11 protein-coding genes are annotated in these 15469 nt (G+C 69.3%); 5 read left to right on the top strand and 6 right to left on the bottom strand.

The genetic code is table 11. The annotated features are described in order from the left end of the window. Positions 1 to 4 precede the first annotated feature (4 nt). The 3 genes from JJ685_RS01150 to JJ685_RS01140 all read right to left on the bottom strand — a co-directional run bounded on the left by JJ685_RS01150 (position 5) and on the right by JJ685_RS01140 (position 3422). Positions 5 to 2194, bottom strand: a complete 2190-nt coding sequence (locus JJ685_RS01150; protein ID WP_201672339.1) for a xanthine dehydrogenase family protein molybdopterin-binding subunit — start codon at positions 2192 to 2194, stop codon at positions 5 to 7. Continuing rightward, a complete protein-coding gene (locus tag JJ685_RS01145; RefSeq protein WP_201672338.1) occupies positions 2191 to 2691 on the bottom strand; it encodes a (2Fe-2S)-binding protein in 501 nt (166 codons plus the stop codon). Before JJ685_RS01145 ends, JJ685_RS01150 begins: the two co-directional genes overlap by 4 nt. Before the next feature lie 86 nt (positions 2692 to 2777). Next, positions 2778 to 3422, bottom strand: coding sequence for a C40 family peptidase (locus JJ685_RS01140; RefSeq protein ID WP_201672337.1), 645 nt, complete (start codon positions 3420 to 3422; stop codon positions 2778 to 2780). 73 nt (positions 3423 to 3495) lie between these two features. Between JJ685_RS01140 and JJ685_RS01135 the strand changes: the two genes are divergently transcribed. Further along, a complete protein-coding gene (locus JJ685_RS01135) occupies positions 3496 to 4635 on the top strand; it encodes a PQQ-dependent sugar dehydrogenase (RefSeq protein WP_201672336.1) in 1140 nt (379 codons plus the stop codon). Here JJ685_RS01135 and JJ685_RS01130 read toward each other — a convergent pair. From JJ685_RS01130 to JJ685_RS01120, 3 genes are read right to left on the bottom strand one after another with little or no spacing between them, the layout of a single operon-like run. Continuing rightward, positions 4632 to 5282 carry a response regulator gene (locus JJ685_RS01130; protein WP_201672335.1) on the bottom strand — a complete coding sequence of 217 codons (651 nt, stop codon included), beginning with the start codon at positions 5280 to 5282 and terminating at the stop codon, positions 4632 to 4634. The genes JJ685_RS01135 and JJ685_RS01130 overlap by 4 nt on opposite strands. Before the next feature lie 16 nt (positions 5283 to 5298). Then, positions 5299 to 6393, bottom strand: coding sequence for an ATP-binding response regulator (locus JJ685_RS01125; protein WP_201672334.1), 1095 nt, complete (start codon positions 6391 to 6393; stop codon positions 5299 to 5301). Between the two features lie 57 nt (positions 6394 to 6450). Further along, complete coding sequence (locus tag JJ685_RS01120; protein WP_201672333.1) at positions 6451 to 7434, bottom strand: ATP-grasp domain-containing protein; 984 nt, start codon at positions 7432 to 7434, stop codon at positions 6451 to 6453. A gap of 52 nt (positions 7435 to 7486) precedes the next feature. Here JJ685_RS01120 and JJ685_RS01115 point away from each other — a divergent pair, with 52 nt between their 5' ends. From JJ685_RS01115 to JJ685_RS01100, 4 genes are all read left to right on the top strand, one after another. After that, positions 7487 to 8092, top strand: a complete 606-nt coding sequence (locus tag JJ685_RS01115; RefSeq protein ID WP_201672332.1) for an isochorismatase family protein — start codon at positions 7487 to 7489, stop codon at positions 8090 to 8092. Positions 8093 to 8163: 71 nt separating this feature from the next. Beyond that, positions 8164 to 10059, top strand: coding sequence for a propionate--CoA ligase (locus JJ685_RS01110; RefSeq protein ID WP_201672331.1), 1896 nt, complete (start codon positions 8164 to 8166; stop codon positions 10057 to 10059). 125 nt (positions 10060 to 10184) lie between these two features. Beyond that, a complete protein-coding gene (locus JJ685_RS30195) occupies positions 10185 to 12251 on the top strand; it encodes a methyl-accepting chemotaxis protein (protein WP_330901717.1) in 2067 nt (688 codons plus the stop codon). 248 nt (positions 12252 to 12499) lie between these two features. Beyond that, positions 12500 to 15370, top strand: a complete 2871-nt coding sequence (locus tag JJ685_RS01100; protein WP_201672330.1) for a 2-oxoglutarate dehydrogenase E1 component — start codon at positions 12500 to 12502, stop codon at positions 15368 to 15370. Positions 15371 to 15469 lie beyond the last annotated feature (99 nt).

The raw sequence follows: 15469 nt of genomic DNA, 5'->3' as shown, positions 1-15469 counted from the left end.
TCCCTCAGGCGCGCCGGAGGCTGTGATGCCGCAGCGGAAGCTCGCGGATGCGCTTGCCGGTGGCCGCGAAGATCGCGTTGAGCACCGCCGGCGCCGCCACCGCGATCGTCGGCTCGCCGACGCCGCCCCAGAAGCCGCCGGTGGGCATCACGATGGTCTCCACCTTCGGCATGTGCCGCATGTGCACCACCGGGTAGGTGTCGAAGTTGGCCTGCTCCATGTGGCCGTCCTTCAGCGTGCACTCGCCGAACAGCGCCGCCGACAGGCCGTAGGCGAACGAGCCCTCCACCTGCGCCTCGATCTGCTGCGGGTTCACCGCGTGGCCCGGATCGGTGGCCGCGACGATGCGGTGGATCTTCAGCTCGCCGTCGTTGCCCACCGAGACCTCGGCGCAGGCGGCGACGTAGCTGCCGAAGCCCATGGTCTGGGCCAGCCCGCGGAACACCTTCTGCCCGTTCACGTCCGGGGCCGGCCGGCCCCAGCCGGCGCGCTCGGCCACCGCGTTGAGCACTCCCAGGTGCCTGGGATGGTTCGCCATCAGCTTGCGCCGCAGCGCGAGCGGGTCCTGCCCGGCGGCCTGCGCGATCTCGTCGATGAAGGACTCGAGGTAGATTGTGTTCTGGTTCAGGTTCACGCCGCGCCAGAAGCCCGGCGGCACCGGCGGGTTGCGCATCGCGTGGTCGATCAGCAGGTTCGGGAAGCTGTAGCCGATCGAGGCTTCCGGCCCGGGCGGGTTGAGGCCCTGGAACACCACGGGGTCCTTCCCGTTCTGGATGTTCTGCGGGAACACGGCCGCCACGATCGACTGGCCCGAGATGCGCATGTGCAGCGCCGTGACGTTGCCCTGCGCATCGAGGCCCGCGCGCAGGCGGCACTGCGTGACCGGGTGGAAGCGGCCATGCAGCATGTCCTCCTCGCGGGTCCACAGCAGCTTGACCGGCGTGCCGGGCATCTCCTTCGCGATCTCCACCACCTGCCGCACCCAGTCGTGCACCGCGCCGCGGCGGCCGAAGCCGCCGCCGAGCAGCAGCTTGTGGACGTCGCACTGCGAAGGCGGCAGGCCGGCGGCTTCGGACGCGGCTGCGAGCGCGGCCTCGCCGTTCTGCGTCGGACTCCACACCTCGCAGCGCTCCGGCGTCCAGCGCGCCGTGGCGTTCATCGGCTCCATGGTGGCGTGGTTCTGGTGCGGGTAGCCGTACACCGCCTCGATCACGCGCGCCGCGGAGCCCAGCGCCGCCTTCGCATCGCCGTTCTGGTTGCCCACCACGGCATCGTTCGCGTCCAGGCCGGCCTTCAGCATGGCCGCCACCGTCGCGCTCGACTCCTTCGCGTTCGGGCCCGGATCCCATTCCACGGGCAGGGCGTCGAGCGCGCTCTTGGCGTGCCACCAGGTGTCCGCCACCACCGCCACCGCGCTGTCGCCCACGCGCAGGACCTTCTTCACCCCGGGCCGGCCCTGGACGGCGGCGGCGTTGAAGCTCTTCACCTTGCCGCCGAACACGGGGCAGTCCTTGATGGCGGCATTGAGCATGCCGGGCAGCTTGAGGTCGATGCCGTAGACCTGCTTGCCGTTCACCTTGTCGACCGTGTCCAGGCGCGCCAGCCGCTTGCCGGCGATCTTCCAGTCCTTCGGGTCCTTCAGCTGGACCTCGGCCGGCGGCTCCAGCTTCGATGCGGCAGCGGCGAGGTGGCCGTAGGTGAGGGTGCGGCCGCTCGGTCCGTGCGTCACGACGCTGTTGGCCGCGCGCAGTTCGGAGACGGGCACCTTCCACTCGTTGGCCGCGGCCTGCACCAGCATCATGCGGGCGGTGGCGCCGCCCTTGCGCACGTAGTCGTGCGATTCGCGGATGCCGCGACTGCCGCCGGTGGAGAAGTTGCCCCACACGCGCTTGCGCGCAAGGTTCTGGCCGGGCGTGGGGTACTCGGTGGTCACCTTGGCCCAGTTGGCCTCGAGCTCCTCGGCGACCAGCTGCGCCAGGCCGGTGAGCGTGCCCTGTCCCATTTCGGAGCGGGCGATGCGGACCACGACGGTGTCGTCGGGGCGCACGACCACCCAGGCGTTCACCTCCGGGACGGCGGCCTGCTGCGCCGACGCGCTGCCGGCAAACGGGACGTGGAAGCCGACCACCAGGCCGGCCGAGGCGCTCGCCTTCAGGAAGCCGCGGCGATCGAGGCTCAGGGCGTCCGTGCTCATGTCGTGCTCCCGTCGGCGTGCTGGATCGCGAGCTGCGCGCTCTTGAGGTCGCCGCGCGCCACCGCGTGGATCGCCGCGCGGATGCGGTTGTAGGTCCCGCAGCGGCAGATGTTGCTCATGGCGGTGTCGATGTCGGCGTCGGTCGGGCGCGGATTGCTCTTGAGCAGGGCTGCCGCCGCCATGATCTGGCCGGACTGGCAGTAGCCGCATTGCGGCACGTCGAGCGCCACCCAGGCCTTCTGCACCGGATGCGAGCCGTCGGGCGAGAGCCCCTCGATGGTGGTGATCTTCTCGTTGGGGCCGATCGTGGAGAGCGGCCGCGAGCAGCTGCGCGTGGGGATGCCGTCGATGTGGACGGTGCAGGCGCCGCAGGCCGCGATGCCGCACCCGTACTTGGTGCCCGTGAGGCCGAGCTGTTCGCGCAGCACCCACAGCAGGGGCGTATCGCCCTCCGCCTCGAAGTCGCGCACGACCCCATTCACGTTCAGTTTCGCCACGCCGATCTCCCGTGGGATGGACAGGCGGGGGATCGTACGAGCGCGCGGGGGGCCGCGCCTCCGCGTATTCCCGATACGAGGGCTGCTTAGGGCCTGGTCTGCGCGGGCGCTTCGCCCGGGGGTGCGGCGAGCACGCGGCGGGCGCCGTCGAAGCGCCTGGTCCAGTAGCTCATGCCCATGTCGTCCACGCGCACCTGCGCGCCGGGGCGCGGCGAGTGGATGAACTTGTTGTCGCCGACGTAGATGCCGACGTGGCTGAAGGTGCGCCGCAGCGTGTTGAAGAACACCAGGTCGCCCGGCTGCAGGTCCTTCTTGTCGATCTTCTGCGTGGCGGCGGCCTGCTCTTCCGCGCGGCGGGGCAGCATCAGGCCGACCGTCTGCTCGTACATCGCCTTGACGAAGCCGCTGCAGTCGAAGCCGGTCTCTACCGAACTGCCGCCGCGGCGATAGCGCACGCCGAGGAAACCCATGGCGTTGCCCACCAGCTCGGAGGCGCGCTGCGCCATCTGGTCGGCGCCGGTCGCCACGCGTTCGCCGACGTTGACGCGCACCTCCTCGAGACGTTCCACGAAGCGCTTTTCCGCCATGAAGCGACCCACGTCGTCTTCCGCGGACGTGGGCGGCATGGCGTGCGCGCCACCCGCCGCGAGCACGAGCACAAGGCCGAGCACACGCAGCAGGGGAGCGGAGATCAGCGTCCGGCCGAGCCGGGCGTCAAGCGAACAGTGCATTCAAGGTTCTTGATTCGTATCGGTGTGCTTCCGCGCCACGGACCGCGGCGGGTGGGGAACAATCGGTTCCACCATGAACGGGAACAACCGATCCAGGAGGCGCCGCCGGCTCTGGGGCCGGCTCGCTGTGCCAGCCCTTATTGTCGCAGGGTTGACAGTACCGCCCGTCGGGGCCCAGACGCCGCGCGGCGAGACGGTGGCGGGCGGCCTGGAGCACCCCTGGGCGCTGGCCTTCCTGCCGGAGGGGCGTTTCCTCGTGACGGAGCGGCCCGGGCGCATGCGCATCGTGAACGCGCAGGGGCGGCTGTCGCCCCCGCTCGGCGGCGTGCCGCAGGTGGTGGCGCGCAGCCAGGGCGGCCTGCTGGACGTGGTGCTCGACTCCGGCTTCGCCTCCAACCGCACCCTCTACTTCTGCTTCTCCGAGCCGGGGCCGGGCGGCGCGAACAGCACGGCGATGGCCCGCGCGCGGCTCGCCGCCGACGACAGCCGGCTGGAGGACGTGCGCGTGATCTTCAGCGCCCGGCCCAAGGTCGCCAGCAACATGCATTTCGGCTGCCGCATCGTGGAGGCGCGCGACGGCACGCTGTTCCTCACGCTGGGCGAGCGCTTCTCGCGCAAGGAGGACGCGCAGACCCTGGACAACCACCACGGCAAGGTGGTGCGCGTGAACAAGGACGGCAGCGTGCCGCCCGACAACCCCTTCGTCGGCCGCGCGGGGGCGCTGCCGGAGATCTGGAGCTACGGCCACCGCAATTCGCAGGGGGCGACGCTGGGGCCGGACGGCCGGGTGTGGCAGCACGAGCACGGGCCGCAGGGCGGCGACGAGATCAACGTCCCGCAGGCGGGCCGCAACCACGGCTGGCCGGTGATCACCTATGGCGAGAACTACGGCGGCGGGCCGATCGGCGAGGGCATCACGCAGAAGGCCGGCATGGAACAGCCGCTGCATTACTGGGTGCCCTCGATCGCGCCCTCGGGCATGGTGTTCCTTTCCAGCGACCGCTACGGGCCAGCCTGGCGCGGCAACCTGTTCGTGGGCTCGCTGAAGTTCGGCTACCTGGACCGCATCGAACTCGCGGACGGCAAGGTCGTGCGGGAGCAGAAGCTGCTGCAGGGGGTGGGGCGGGTGCGCGATGTGCGGCAGGGGCCGGACGGCTTGCTGTACCTCGTGACCGACGAGAGCGACGGGAAACTGGTGCGCGTGCTGCCTTAGGCCTTCACCAGACCCTTGCGCACCGCATACCGCGTCAGGCTCGCGATGTCGTTCAGCCGCAGCCGCTCCATGATCCGCGCCCGGTGCACGTCCACCGTCTTCGGGCTCAGGCCCAGCTCGTACGCGATCTCCTTGGCCGACTTGCCCTGGGCGATGAGCGTGAGGATCTCCACCTGGCGCTGCGTCAGCTCGTCGTCCACCGTGGGCTCCGAGGGCTGCAGCAGGCGCTGCGCGACCGCGGCGCTGAAGTAGCTGCCCGTCGCCATCACGCTGCGCAGGGCCTGTTCCAGCTCGAAGGGCGGTGCGTCCTTCATCAGGTAGCCGCAGGCGCCGTTGGCCACCGCGCGCTTGACGAAGTCCACCGTGTCGTACATCGACAGCACGATCACCCGCACGTCCGGATGGCGGGCGTGGATCTCGCCGATCGCCGTGATGCCGTCCATGCCGGGCATGGAGATGTCGGTCATCACCACGTCCGGCTTGATCGAATCCAGCAGCGCCAGCAACTCCTGGCCGTTGCGCGCCTCCGCGATGACCTGCACCCCGTCGACCGTCGCCAGCAGGGCCTTGATGCCGGAGCGCACCAGGTCGTGGTCGTCGGCCAGGACGACCTGGATCGGCATCGGTTTGTTGAAGTTCTGCATCATGGTCGCTCCCCTGATTTCAAAGCACGGCCCGGATCGCGACCCCGCCTCCCTGGCGCGTGCGGATGTGCAGCCGCCCCCCCGCCAGTTCGGTGCGCTCGATCATTCCATACAAGCCGATGTTTCTTTCGCTCTGCTGCCCGTTCAGCACGGCCGTCTTGTCGAAGCCCCTGCCGTCGTCGAGCACCAGCACGCCGATGCGGCCGCGCGGCAGGAAACGCAGGCGCACCCGCACCAGCGTGGCCTCCGCATGCCGCACGATGTTCGTCAGCGCCTCCTGGACGAGGCGCACCGCCACCGCGGCGTTCTCTTCCAGCCGCTTCGGCTCCTCGCCGCGCGTCTGCACTTCCCATGCGAGCCCCGCGGGCTCGCAGATGCGCTGCATCGCCGACTGCACCGCCGGCAGCAGCCCCAGCAGGTCCAGCTGCGCCGGCCGCAGCGAGAACGACAGCGTCTTGAGCTGCTGCAGCGCCCCGCTGGCCAGTTCGGCCGCCGTTTCGCTGTAGCGCCGCGCCACGCCGGGCTCGTGCGCCCGCTGCGCCGCGTGCAGATGGATCACCACCGCCGTCAGCGTCTGCCCGAGCTGGTCGTGCAGCTCGCGCGAGATGTGCGAACGTTCCCGCTCCTGCGCCAGCACGAAGCGCGCCGACAGCTCCTTCAGGCGCGCATAGGCGCCTTGCAGCTCCGCGTCGAGCTTCTCCTTTTCCCGCGCGCGCCGCCGCTCCTCCAGCACCCGGCCGATGATCTGCGGCAGCGTGCCGAGCTTGTCCTTGGTCAGGTAGTCCTTGGCGCCGCAGCGCAGGACGTGCACCGCCGCCTCCTCGCCGATCGCGCGGGTCAGCACGATCAGCGGGACGCTGCAGCGGCGCGTCACCAGGATCTGCAGGGCCGCATAGGGCGAGAAACGGGGCAGGTTGAAGTCGCACAGGATCACGTCCCAGTCGCCTTCCAGCGCCGCGACGAAGCTCGTCGCGTTGTCGACACGGTGCAACTCGTAGCGCCGGGCGGGGTCGGCCCGCTCCAGTGCGATTCCCATCAGCTCGACGTCGTCGGGGTTGTCCTCGACGCACAGCAGCCGGATTGGTGATAGGTCTTGAACTGCGCGGCTGGGCATGGCGATGCGCACGCGAGTGTACAGTCGGGCTCAACAGTCCCGACTTAAGCCAGTTTCCTAAGTGCGGGCCAGCGCGGGCCAGCCTGGCTGCAGTTTCGCCACCAGGAAATCGACCACCCGCTCGAAGGGATCGAAGCCGAAGGCCTCGGCCACCGAGGGCCGCAGGTTGGAGTTGGCGTTGATGTCGTAGAACACGCGGCGTCCATCCGGCGTCTCCAGGTATTCGATGCCGCCCACGTCCAGCTTCGCGGCCTGCACGATCCGCCGGGCCGTCTGCACCGCCTCGCGCGGCACTTCGGGATAGGGGAAGAACTCCACCGGCGCCGCGGCCACCGGTTCGTGCGCCGGGAGCTCGCAGGCGCCTTCGCCGTCGCCGGGGTTGCACACGGGCGAGGGACACAGGTTGAAGCGGCCGTGCGTCTTCACTCGCATCGCATACAGAAGTTCGCCTCCCAGGAACTCCAGCCGCACGATGCCCTGTTCGGGGTCGTGGGGCAGGTACTCCTGCAGCAGGAACAAGTTGTCCGGCAGCCACACGGAGGGGTCGCGGCGGAAGATCTCCTCGACTTGCGCGAGCGACTCCACCACCTGGATGCGCGCGCCGCTGCCGCCCTGGTCGGGCTTGAGCACCGCCGGCCATGTGAACTGGCCTTCATAGGCCTTCAGCGCGCCCGGCTCGTTGAAGGTGACCGAGCGCGGGGTGTCGATCTCCAGCATGCGCAGCAGGGTCGCCTGCACGCTCTTGCTCAGTTCCAGCGCGAACACGTCGGCGCCGTTGAGCACCCGCGCCCCCTGGCGCTCCAGGGTCCGCATGTAGGCCAGGGCCAGCGGGACGGCCCGGGTGTTGCCCCGCACGTAGGCGCTGGGGCTGGCCTGGTTGAAGTACAGGCGGGCCCGCGGGGGCTCGGTGTTGCCGAAGGCGGCATGCGTGACGTCGAAGGGCGCGAAATTCACGCCGCGCCGCTCCAGGGCGGCGAACAGCGGCTTCTGCCACTCGGGGTGCTCGTGCAGGACGATCAGGTCGGGGCTGTCGGACTTCATGGCGCGATGCTAAGGCCTCGTAGGGGGAATAATCCGGGCCAAAGGAAAAGACATGCTGCTGGACGCCGAAGACTCCCAACTCGTGCTGGTCGATTACCAGCAACGCCTGATGCCCGCGATCCACGAGGGCGAGCTCGTGCTGGCCAACGCGGCGCGGCTCGCGCGCGTCGCGCAGCTGCTGCAGGTGCCCGTGTGGGCCACCGAGGAGAACCCCGAGGGCCTGGGCGGGACGGTGGAGGCGCTGCAGCCGCTCGTCGCGGGCCGGGTGCTGTCCAAGATGGCCTTCGACGGCAGCTCGGTGCTGCTGCCGCGGCTGAAGCCCGCCGGCAAGCCGGCGCAGGGCGGCAATGCGCGCAGCCTGCCGAAGCACCTGCAGAAGGCCGCGCCGCCGGTGCCGGCCCGTGAGAGCATCGTGCTGGCCGGCTGCGAGGCCCACGTCTGCCTGATGCAGACGGCGCTGGGCCTGCTGGAGGAGGAACTCGACGTGTGGGTGGTGACCGACGCCTGCAGCTCGCGCAGCGAGCGCAACCGCGACGCCGCCTTCGACCGGCTGGCAGCCGCGGGCGCGGAGCTGGTCACCACCGAGATGGTGGCCTTCGAGTGGCTGCGGGATGCGGGGCACCCGCGCTTCCGGGACGTGTTGACGATCGTCAAGTAGCCCCGCCGGCTGCGTCAGCCACGGGCAAGGACGATGGGGACAATCGGCCGCGACTTATCTAGGAGACGAGCATGGGTTACGCGGAGTTCCACCGCCGGTCCCTCGAGGACCGCGACGCGTTCTGGGCCGAGCAGGCGAAGCTGATCGACTGGGAGACGCCGCCGCAGCAGATCTGCGACAACAGCAACCCGCCCTTCACGCGCTGGTTCGTCGGCGGCCGGACCAACCTGTGCCACAACGCGGTGGACCGCCACCTCGGCGCGCGCGGCGAGCAGCCGGCGCTGATCTACGTCTCCAGCGAGACCAACGAGGAACGGGTCTACAGCTACCGGGAACTGCACTCGGAGGTGCAGCGCTTCGCCGCGGTACTGAAGTCCCAGGGCGTGGGCAAGGGCGACCGCGTGCTGATCTACATGCCCATGATCGCGGAAGCGGCCTTCGCCATGCTGGCCTGCGCCCGCATCGGCGCCGTCCACGCGGTGGTGTTCGGCGGCTTCGCCTCGGTGTCGCTGGCCTCGCGCATCGACGACGCCACGCCCAAGGTCGTGGTCAGCGCCGACGCCGGCTCGCGCGGCGGCAAGGTGGTCCCCTACAAGCCGCTGCTGGACGAAGCGCTGCGCCTTTCGAACCACAAGCCCGGCTCGGTGCTCCTGGTGGACCGCAAGCTCGCGCCCATGGAGATGACGGCCGGCCGCGACCACGACTACGCCACGCTGGCCGATCGCCACCAGCGCACGACGGTGGAATGCGAGTGGCTGGAGTCCACCGACATCAGCTACACCCTCTACACCAGCGGCACCACCGGCAAGCCCAAGGGCGTGCAGCGCGACGTCGGCGGCTACGCCGTGGCGCTCACCGCCAGCATGAAGCACATCTTCCTGGGCAACGCCGGCGAGACCTACTTCTCCACCTCCGACATCGGCTGGGTGGTGGGCCACAGCTACATCATCTACGGCCCGCTGCTGGCCGGCATGGCCACCATCATGTACGAGGGCCTGCCGACGCGCCCCGACGCGGGCGTGTGGTGGAGCCTGGTCGAGAAGTACAAGGTGACCTCCATGTTCAGCGCGCCCACCGCCGTGCGCGTGCTGAAGAAGCAGGATCCGGCCTTCCTGAAGAAGTACGACCTCTCCAGCCTGCGCGCGCTGTTCCTGGCCGGCGAGCCGCTGGACGAGCCGACGGCCAAGTGGATCGCCGAGAGCCTGGGCCGCCCCATCATCGACAACTACTGGCAGACCGAGAGCGGCTGGCCGATCCTCACCGTCGCCAACGGCGTGGAGAAGAAGGCCAGCAAGTTCGGCAGCCCCGGCGTGCCGATGTACGGCTACGACGTGAAGCTGGTGCACGAGAGCACCGGCGAGGAGCTGAAGGGCCCGGACCAGAAGGGCGTGGTCGTGATCGAAGGGCCCACCCCTCCCGGCTTCATGCAGACCGTGTGGCGCGACGACGCGCGCTACGTCAACACCTACTGGTCCAGCATCCCGGGCCGGCAGGTGTACAGCACCTTCGACTGGGGCATCCGCGACCAGGACGGCTACTACTACATCCTGGGCCGCACCGACGACGTGATCAACGTCGCCGGCCACCGCCTGGGCACGCGCGAGATCGAGGAGAGCATCTCCTCGCATCCCAACATCGCCGAAGTCGCAGTGGTGGGCGTGGCCGACCAACTGAAGGGCCAGGTCGCCGTCGCCTTCGCCGTCGTCAAGGACACCTCGGGGCTGACCGACGAAGCGGCGAAGCTGAAGCTCGAAGGCGAGGTGATGAAGGTCGTCGACGAGCAGCTGGGCGCGGTCGCGCGGCCGGCGCGCGTGCGCTTCGTCACCGTGCTGCCCAAGACGCGCAGCGGCAAGCTGCTGCGCCGCGCGATCCAGGCCGTGTGCGAAGGCCGCGACCCGGGCGACCTCACGACGATCGAGGATCCGACGGCGCTGCAGCAGATCAAGGACCTGGTCGCCACGCGCTGAGGGCCGGCCATCGGTCGCCCGCCGCCGCCCGGCGCGCGACCGTCACGCTTTGTCGCGCGCGGACCACGAAACCGGCCCCGGGCGCGGAATCGCATCCTCCAAAAGGATTAGATTCCGTGCCCATCATGTTAGGTATTGTTACACCCGCCATCGCGCTCATGGCGCGGCTCCGCTTTCGCACCAAGTTTCTTCTCGTCGGCGGCATCACCACGCTCCTGGTGGTCTGGCTCGGCATCGCGCAGGTCCGGCAGCTGCACGAGCGCGTCCGCATGATCGAGTCCGAACGCAGCGCGGTGGCGCTGATGGCGACTTTGGTCGAGTGGAACAAGGTCCTGATCGAGAACCGCCGCATCGTGATCACGACCGCGCCGGACGACGCATCGGTGCGCCAGCGGCTGCAGCAGCAGGCGCAGGTCATCGAGAAGGTGCTCGCGGACATCGAGCGGCAGGTCGCCGCCGCCCGGCCCCTGTACGACATGGCCGCCGAGACGCGGGGCCTGCGCCAGGGCTGGGAGGAGCTGCAGAAGAAGGTCGAGGCGCTGCCGGTGGACCGCGAGTTCGCGGCCAGGGGCTTCGCCGCCCATGCGCCCGAGTACGCCCGCCTGTACGCCTTCATGCGCGACCTGGGCAACCGCTCGCGGATGGCGCTGGACCCGGACCTCGACCTGTTCTACCTGGGCTTCCCGCTGGCGAACAACACGCCCAGCACCGCCGGCATCATCGTGCGCATCGCGGCGTATGCGACGCTCAACGTCCCGCGCGGCGAGATCTCGCCGAAGGACAAGGTGTTCTACGAAGTCACGCAGGCGCGGCTGGAAGACACCTTCAGCGGCGTGCAGACCATGCTGAAGCAGTCCATGGCCGTCAACCCGGTGGTGCAGGCGCGCCTGGAACGCGATTTCGAGCACCTGAAGTCGGCGTCGAAGGACTTGCTGGGCTTCGTCCGGACCAACTTCATCGAAGCCGCCGGCATCCAGGTGACGCAGGCGCAGATCCAGCAGGCTTCGTCCGCCGCCGTCGACGCCGCCTGGGCCCTGGTCGAAGGCAACCGCACGATGCTGGACCAGCTGCTCGCCGAGCGCGCCGCGGCCGCGGCCGGGACGCGCAATGCGCTCCTGGTGCTGCTGGTCGCCGGCCTGCTGTTCATCGGGTACCTGTCGCTGGGCGTGTACCTCTCCATGGAGCGCGCCATCGGCAAGGCCGCGGGTGCGGCCCGGGCGCTGGCGCGCGGCGAGCTGGGACGCATGCCCGAAGCGGCGTCGAGCGACGAGCTCGGGCAACTGCTGACGGAACTGCGCCAGGCCGACCGCGCGCTGGTGGCGATGGTCTCCCAGGTGCGCGCCGCGGCGAACGCGATGCGCGAAGGCACGGAGGAGATCGCCACCGGCAACGCCGACCTGTCGCAGCGCACCGAGGAGCAGGCGAGCACGCTGGAGGAAACCGCCGCCTCGGTGGAGGAGCTGACCGGCACGGTGAAGCGCAATGCGGACAGCGCGCGCGACGCCAACCGGCTGGCGCAGGCGGCCTCGCAGGTCGCGGGCAGGGGCGGCGAGGTCGTCGGCGAGGTGGTGGACACCATGGCTTCGATCAACACCGCCTCGCGCCGCGTCGTGGACATCATCGGCGTGATCGACGGCATCGCCTTCCAGACCAACATCCTCGCCCTCAATGCGGCGGTGGAGGCGGCGCGCGCCGGCGAACAGGGCCGCGGCTTCGCGGTCGTCGCCGCCGAAGTGCGCACGCTGGCCCAGCGCTCCGCCGCCGCGGCGCGCGAGATCAAGGAGCTGATCCAGGACTCCGTCGGCAAGGTCGACGCGGGCAGCGAACTGGTGAGCCGCGCAGGCGGCACGATGAAGGAAGTCGTGGCGGGCATCCAGCAGGTGACCGCGCTGATGGGCCAGATCGCGGCGGCCGGCGGCGAGCAGACCGCCGGCATCGAGCAGGTGAACCAGGCCATCGCCCAGATGGACCAGGTCACGCAGCAGAACGCCGCGCTGGTGGAGCAGGCTTCGGCGGCGGCGCAGTCCATGCGCGAGCAGGCCAACCGGCTGGCCGAAGCCGTGGCGCAGTTCAAGCTGGGCGACGAGGCGTCCGCGGAGCGGGTGATCGCGCAGGCCCGCGCGACCAGTCGTGTGTCGGCCCGGCGCACCGCGGGGCCGGCCCTGGCCGCGCCGGCGGAGACCGTCAGCTGAGTGTCAAGTGCCGCTGCCACAGTGCGGGCAGCGGCCTTCCCGGGGGGCGGGCCCGCCCTGACGGACGGGAGATCTCTTACAACGTCCTCGCGCAGAGGGACATCGAATCGATGGCACAATGCGCGGCGCAATCTGACCCAAGGGCCCTTCCCCCACAGTCGCATCCGCCAACCGGTCCAGCCGTGTCGCGGAAGGTTCACCAACCAGCTCCATGCTCCCTGAAGGGGGGCGGAAAGTAGCGAGATTCGATGAGCGACCAGAGCTCCGTCTACACGGCCTACAACGGCAATTCCTATCTGTTCGGCGGCAACGCTCCGTACGTCGAGGAGATGTACGAGAACTACCTCGCCAACCCCGGCAGCGTTCCCGACATCTGGCGCGAGTACTTCGACGCGCTGCAGAACGTTCCCGCGGTCGACGGCTCCAATGCCAGGGACGTGCCCCACCTGCCGGTGGTCAACGCCTTCGCCGACCGCGCCAAGCAGGGCGGCACCCGCGTGGTGGTTGCCGCCGGCGCCGACCTCGAACTCGCCCGCAAGCGCACCGCCGCGCAGCAGCTGATCGCGGCCTACCGCAACGTCGGCGCCCGCTGGGCCGACCTCGATCCGCTCAAGCGCGCCGAGCGCGAAAACATTCCCGAGCTGGAGCCGTCCTTCTACGGCTTCACCGATGCCGACCAGGAAGCGGTGTTCAACACCAGCAACACCTTCTTCGGCAAGGACAACATGTCGCTGCGCGACATGCTCAACGCCCTGCGCGAAACCTACTGCGGCACCATCGGCGCCGAGTACATGTACATCAGCGACCAGGGCCACAAGCGCTGGTGGCAGCAGAAGCTGGAGGCGATCCGCAGCAAGCCCCAGTTCAGCCCCGAGAAGAAGAGGCACATCCTCGACCGCCTGACCGCCGCCGAGGGCCTCGAGCGCTTCCTGCACACCAAGTACGTCGGCCAGAAGCGCTTCTCGCTGGAAGGCGGCGAGAGCTTCATCGCCTCGATGGACGAACTGATCCAGCGCGCCGGCGAGAAGGGCGTGCAGGAGATCGTGATCGGCATGGCCCACCGCGGCCGCCTGAACGTGCTGGTCAACACCCTGGGCAAGATGCCCAAGGACCTGTTCGCCGAGTTCGACCACACCGCGCCGGAGGAACTGCCTGCGGGTGACGTCAAGTACCACCAGGGCTTCAGCTCCGACGTCAGCACGCCTGGCGGCCCGGTCCACCTGTCGCTCGCCTTCAACCCCTCGCACCTGGAGATCGTGAACCCGGTGGTCGAGGGTTCGGTCCGGGCGCGGATGGACCGTCGCGGCGACCAGGCGGGCAAGCAGGTGCTGCCAGTGCTGGTGCACGGCGACGCCGCCTTCGCCGGCCAGGGCGTGGTGATGGAAACCCTGGCGCTGGCCGAGACCCGTGGCTACTACACGGGCGGCACGGTGCACATCGTCATCAACAACCAGATCGGCTTCACCACCTCCGACCCGCGCGACACCCGCTCCACGCTGTACTGCACGGACGTGGTCAAGATGATCGAGGCGCCGGTGCTGCACGTGAACGGCGACGATCCGGAAGCCGTGGTGCTCGCGACGCAGCTCGCGCTCGAGTACCGCATGGAGTTCAACAAGGACGTGGTGGTGGACATCGTCTGCTTCCGCAAGCTGGGCCACAACGAGCAGGACACCCCCTCGCTGACCCAGCCCCTGATGTACAAGAAGGTCGCGGCCCACCCCGGCACGCGCAAGCTGTACGCCGACAAGCTCGGGGCCCAGGGCCTGGGCGAGTCGCTGGGCGACGACATGTTCAAGGCCTACCGCGCCGCCATGGACGCCGGCAAGCACACGGTCGACCCGGTCATCTCCAACTTCAAGAGCAAGTACGCCGTCGACTGGCAGCCCTTCCTGGGCAAGAAGTGGACGGATTCCGCCGACACCGCCATCCCGCTGGCCGAGTGGAAGCGCCTGTCCGAGCGCCTCACCACGGTGCCGCAGGGCTTCACCGTCCATCCGCTGGTGAAGAAGGTGCTGGAAGACCGTGCCGCCATGGGCCGCGGCGACATCAACGTCGACTGGGGCATGGGCGAGCACATGGCCTACGCCTCGCTCGTGGCCTCCGGTTACCCGGTGCGCCTGTCCGGCGAGGACGTGGGCCGCGGCACCTTCGTGCACCGCCACGCCGTGCTGCACGACCAGAACCGCGAGAAGTGGAGCGAAGGCACGTACATCCCGCTGGAGCACGTGGCGGAGAACCAGGCCGCCTTCACCTGCATCGACTCCATCCTGTCGGAAGAGGCGGTGCTGGGCTTCGAGTACGGCTATGCCTCCAACGACCCGCACAGCCTGGTGATCTGGGAAGGCCAGTTCGGCGACTTCGCCAACGGGGCCCAGGTGGTGATCGACCAGTTCATCGCCTCCGGCGAGGTGAAGTGGGGCCGCGTCAACGGCATCACGCTGATGCTGCCGCACGGCTACGAAGGCCAGGGCCCCGAGCACAGTTCGGCCCGGCTGGAGCGCTTCATGCAGCTGTCGGCCGACACCAACATGCAGGTGGTGCAGCCCACCACGGCCAGCCAGATATTCCACCTGCTGCGCCGCCAGATGGTGCGCTCGCTGCGCAAGCCGCTGGTGATCATGACGCCCAAGTCGCTGCTGCGGAACAAGGACGCCACCTCGCCGCTGTCCGAGTTCACCAAGGGCAGCTTCCAGACGGTGATCCCGGACCAGAAGGACCTGAAGGCCGACAAGGTCAAGCGCCTGGTCATGTGCTCGGGCAAGGTCTACTACGACCTGGCCAAGAAGCGGGAGGAGAAGGGCGCGGACGACGTCGCCATCATCCGCGTCGAGCAGCTCTATCCCTTCCCGCACAAGGCGTTCACGGCGGAGCTGAAGAAGTACCCGAACGTGACGGACCTCGTGTGGTGCCAGGACGAGCCGCAGAACCAGGGCGCCTGGTTCTTCATCCAGCACAACATCCACGAGAACATGAGCGAAGGCCAGAAGCTGGGTTACGCCGGCCGCGCGGCTTCCGCCTCGCCCGCCGTGGGTTACGCGCACCTGCACGTGGAGCAGCAGAAGGCGCTGGTGGATGCGGCTTTCTCGAAGCTGAAGGGCTTCATCCTCACGAAATAAGCGCCGATATTTCCGACGCCTGCGGCGCGGAAATATCTCCGCGCGGTCGACACGGACGCTGAGGCGCCGGTCACCGCGCGGGGGGCTCAACAGAATCTA

This window comes from Ramlibacter monticola, from assembly GCF_016722785.1.
In the GTDB taxonomy this organism is placed as follows: Bacteria; Pseudomonadota; Gammaproteobacteria; order Burkholderiales; family Burkholderiaceae_C; genus Ramlibacter; species Ramlibacter monticola.
This window is presented reverse-complemented; position numbering and strand designations above follow the sequence as displayed.

Bases quoted from the DNA above. Each gene is read 5' to 3' on its own strand.
- JJ685_RS01150 (WP_201672339.1), bottom strand. From the start codon at position 2,194: ATGAGCACGGACGCCCTGAGCCTCGATCGCCGCGGCTTCCTGAAGGCG.
- JJ685_RS01140 (WP_201672337.1), bottom strand. From the start codon at position 3,422: ATGCACTGTTCGCTTGACGCCCGGCTCGGCCGGACGCTGATCTCCGCT.
- JJ685_RS01135 (WP_201672336.1), top strand. From the start codon at position 3,496: ATGAACGGGAACAACCGATCCAGGAGGCGCCGCCGGCTCTGGGGCCGG.
- JJ685_RS01130 (WP_201672335.1), bottom strand. From the start codon at position 5,282: ATGATGCAGAACTTCAACAAACCGATGCCGATCCAGGTCGTCCTGGCC.
- JJ685_RS01125 (WP_201672334.1), bottom strand. From the start codon at position 6,393: ATGCCCAGCCGCGCAGTTCAAGACCTATCACCAATCCGGCTGCTGTGC.
- JJ685_RS01120 (WP_201672333.1), bottom strand. From the start codon at position 7,434: ATGAAGTCCGACAGCCCCGACCTGATCGTCCTGCACGAGCACCCCGAG.
- JJ685_RS01115 (WP_201672332.1), top strand. From the start codon at position 7,487: ATGCTGCTGGACGCCGAAGACTCCCAACTCGTGCTGGTCGATTACCAG.
- JJ685_RS01110 (WP_201672331.1), top strand. From the start codon at position 8,164: ATGGGTTACGCGGAGTTCCACCGCCGGTCCCTCGAGGACCGCGACGCG.
- JJ685_RS30195 (WP_330901717.1), top strand. From the start codon at position 10,185: ATGTTAGGTATTGTTACACCCGCCATCGCGCTCATGGCGCGGCTCCGC.
- JJ685_RS01100 (WP_201672330.1), top strand. From the start codon at position 12,500: ATGAGCGACCAGAGCTCCGTCTACACGGCCTACAACGGCAATTCCTAT.